This window comes from Synechococcus sp. MU1655 (assembly GCF_023630655.1).
Lineage (GTDB): Bacteria > Cyanobacteriota > Cyanobacteriia > PCC-6307 > Cyanobiaceae > Synechococcus_C.
In genome coordinates, this window is sequence record NZ_JAKUHK010000213.1 from 1 (window position 1) to 3,635 (window position 3,635).

Annotated in this window: 4 protein-coding genes; all 4 read left to right on the forward strand. The window is 54.4% G+C overall.

Annotated elements, in window-relative coordinates; genetic code table 11:
- On the forward strand, nucleotides 1-1,016 hold a 1,016-nt coding region (locus NCN04_RS09445), incomplete at its 5' end, for a citrate synthase (protein WP_250395922.1).
- A gap of 60 nt (nucleotides 1,017-1,076) precedes the next feature.
- Nucleotides 1,077-2,195: an NADH-quinone oxidoreductase subunit NuoH gene (gene nuoH / locus NCN04_RS09450; RefSeq protein ID WP_245407374.1), complete on the forward strand. Its 1,119-nt coding sequence runs from the start codon at nucleotides 1,077-1,079 to the stop codon at nucleotides 2,193-2,195.
- An 81-nt stretch (nucleotides 2,196-2,276) separates the two neighbouring features.
- Entirely contained in the window at nucleotides 2,277-2,936 is a 660-nt protein-coding gene (gene ndhI / locus NCN04_RS09455) for an NAD(P)H-quinone oxidoreductase subunit I (protein WP_048347372.1), read from the forward strand.
- Entirely contained in the window at nucleotides 2,933-3,532 is a 600-nt protein-coding gene (locus NCN04_RS09460; protein WP_048347371.1) for an NADH-quinone oxidoreductase subunit J, read from the forward strand. Before ndhI ends, NCN04_RS09460 begins: the two co-directional genes overlap by 4 nt.
- Nucleotides 3,533-3,635 lie beyond the last annotated feature (103 nt).

Here is a 3,635-nt window from a genome sequence, read left to right on the forward strand (position 1 = left end):
TGGAGACCACGTATTTGTTGATCTGGGGTGAACTACCGACCCCTCAGCAATTTCGAGATTTCGAGCACGAAGTGCAAATGCATCGTCGCGTCAGCTTTCGGGTGCGCGACATGATGAAGTGCTTTCCTGCCAACGGGCATCCGATGGATGCTCTTCAATCGAGCGCGGCCTCTCTGGGACTCTTTTATTCCCGTCGGGCCATTGATGATCCCCAATACATCTATGACGCTGTTGTCAGGCTGATCGCCAAGATCCCAACAATGGTGGCGGCCTTCCAGTTGATTCGTAAAGGCCAGGATCCAATCCAGCCCCGCGACGACTTGGCTTACTCAGCCAACTTCTTGTACATGCTCACGGAGCAAGAGCCCGATCCTCTCGCGTCTCGAATCTTTGATCGCTGCTTGATCCTTCACGCTGAGCACAGTCTTAATGCCAGCACGTTCAGCGCCAGGGTGACGGCAAGCACGTTGACTGACCCTTACGCCGTCGTGGCATCGGCAGTAGGAACTTTGGCAGGCCCTCTCCACGGTGGAGCTAACGAAGATGTGCTTGCGATGTTGGAGGAGATTGGGACTCCGGAACAGGCCGACTCCTACCTCGAGTCAGCCGTGGCGAGCAAACGCAAAGTGATGGGTTTTGGTCACCGTGAGTACAAAGTCAAAGACCCGCGGGCGGTGATCCTTCAGTCATTGGCTGAGGAGTTGTTTGCTCGGTTTGGTCACGACGAGCTCTACGACGTGGCCCATGCCCTTGAGACGGCTGCCGCCACTCGACTCGGCCCTAAGGGGATTTATCCCAACGTTGATTTTTATTCAGGCCTTGTGTACAGGAAGCTTGGAATTCCTAGAGATCTGTTCACCCCTGTGTTTGCGATTTCCCGCGTCGCTGGTTGGCTGGCTCACTGGAGGGAGCAGCTCGGTGCGAATCGAATTTTCCGCCCTTCTCAGATTTATACCGGTACGTCCATGCGTCATTGGGTCCCTGCGGATCAGCGGGTGAATGCCGCGGGCGCTTAAGTTGCATCTATCTCTTCTCCGACCATGGTGACTACCCTCGCCACCACCGCGCCGGCTCTGGTGAGCCCGGGTCTTGATCTTGAGCAGAGCTTCAGTCAGGCACTGGAGGGGTTTGGACTCTCGGCCCAGGCTGCACGCATGCTCTGGCTTCCCTTCCCGATGTTGCTGGTCCTTGTGGCCGCTGTTGTAGGGGTTCTGGTCACGGTTTGGCTTGAACGAAAAATTTCTGCAGCCGTGCAGCAAAGGGTTGGTCCTGAATATGCCGGAGCTCTGGGCGTTCTTCAGCCTCTTGCCGATGGGCTCAAGCTGCTCGTCAAGGAAGACATCATTCCGGATCGCGCAGACAGCATTCTCTTCACTCTCGGCCCTGTGCTGGTGGTGGTTCCGGTCATTTTGTCCTGGTTGATCGTGCCCTTCGGTCAGAACCTGTTGATCAGCGATGTGGGCGTTGGCATTTTTCTTTGGATCTCGCTCAGCAGCGTTCAGCCCATTGGGCTTTTGATGAGTGGCTACGCCTCAAATAACAAATATTCGTTGTTGGGTGGTCTCCGTGCCGCAGCCCAGTCGATCAGTTATGAAATCCCTCTCGCGTTGGCCGTACTGGCCGTCGTGATGATGAGCAATTCCTTAAGCACCGTCGATATCGTTAATCAACAAACCGGCGCTGGGGTCTTGAGTTGGAACATCTGGCGCCAGCCGGTTGGTTTCCTGATTTTCTGGATCTGTGCGCTTGCGGAATGTGAGCGTCTCCCTTTTGACCTTCCGGAAGCTGAGGAAGAGCTCGTCGCTGGCTATCAGACGGAATACTCGGGGATGAAATTTGCCCTCTTCTACCTGGGCAGCTACATCAATCTCGTTCTTTCTGCTCTCCTCGTCTCCATCCTTTATTTAGGTGGTTGGGGCTTCCCAATCCCTGTTGAATGGCTTGCTTCCTGGTTAGGTCAGCCCATTGATGCGCCTTTGGTGCAGTTGATCACAGGCGCCGTGGGCATTGTGATGACTGTCTTGAAGGCCTATCTGCTGGTCTTTATCGCGATTCTTTTGCGTTGGACCACTCCACGGGTCAGGATTGATCAGCTGTTGGATCTTGGCTGGAAATTCCTGTTGCCTCTCGCCTTGGTCAACCTCCTGGTCACAGCAGCCCTCAAGCTGGCCTTCCCGGTTGCTTTTGGCGGCTGATCTCGTCAGCTCCCCCTTCCCGGCGGCATCATGAGAGCCGGGCTTTGATTCCTCGATCGTTCACTTCCCCGATTCCACAACATGTTTGGCTTCCTTCAACAGGTTGGTGATTACACCAGGGATGCAGTGGATGCGGCCCGTAATCTCACGCAAGGCCTGTCGGTCACCTTCGACCACATGAAGCGCCGTCCCGTCACGGTGCAATATCCCTACGAAAAGCTGATCCCCTCGGAGCGGTATCGAGGACGCATTCATTACGAGTTCGACAAGTGCATTGCTTGTGAGGTCTGTGTGCGGGTGTGTCCCATCAATCTTCCAGTGGTTGATTGGGTGATGAACAAGGAAACGAAGAAAAAAGAGCTACGCAATTATTCGATTGATTTCGGGGTTTGTATTTTCTGTGGCAACTGCGTCGAGTACTGCCCCACCAATTGCTTATCGATGACTGAAGAATATGAATTGGCAGCCTTCGATCGCCATAGCCTGAACTACGACAACGTTGCGTTAGGCCGCTTACCGACCAGCGTGACGACAGATCCATCGGTTCAGCCATTGCGGGAACTGGTGTATTTGCCTGCTGGGGAAGTTCAGCCCCATGGCGTTTCTCCTGACCGTCCCCGAGCCGGCAAACTCCCTGAGCAAATCCTCGAGGAACTCAAAGCGGCTGGATCCATGAAGGCTGCAGAGGATGAGAGAGAATCATCCTCATCAGCTTCCAATGAGGAGGAGAGCGCAGGATGACGATCGCCGCGTCAACGCAGCTCATTTGTTTTTTGGCTCTGAGTGCCGTCATCGTTCTGGGAGCTCTCGGTGTTGTTCTCTTGAGCAACATTGTTTATTCGGCCTTCCTCCTCGGTGGAGTCTTTCTGGCAGTGGCAGGTCTTTATCTCCTGCTCAACGCCAGTTTTGTGGCAGCGGCCCAGGTGCTGGTCTACGTGGGTGCTGTGAACGTCTTGATCCTGTTCGCGATCATGCTGGTCAACAAGAAGGAGAATCTGGCTCCGATTCCCGGACTTCCCATACGTCGTCTTCTGTCCGGTGGTGTGTGCGTGGGTCTGTTTGCTCTTTTGACCCGCGTTGTAGTCACCACTCCTTGGACCAAGGGCCCAGCCCCGATTGGGGAGGATGCAACCGTACGAATTGGTGAGCACTTGTTCACCGATTACTTACTGCCTTTTGAGTTGGCATCCGTTTTATTGTTGATGGCCATGATTGGAGCAATTGTTCTGGCCCGTCGTGACGTTCAATCCGTGGATCCTGTCACCGGTCAAGAGGTTGATCAGGGACTGATTGAGAAGGCACGCACTCCATTACTTGTTGACCAGCCTCGCGCCTGAATTCTTTCTCCTTTATTTGTGATGCTCTCTGAGCTTCTTTCCGGTTCCGTTCCTCTCCAGGCTTACCTGCTGTTGGCAGCAGTTCTGTTTTGTACGGGGGTCT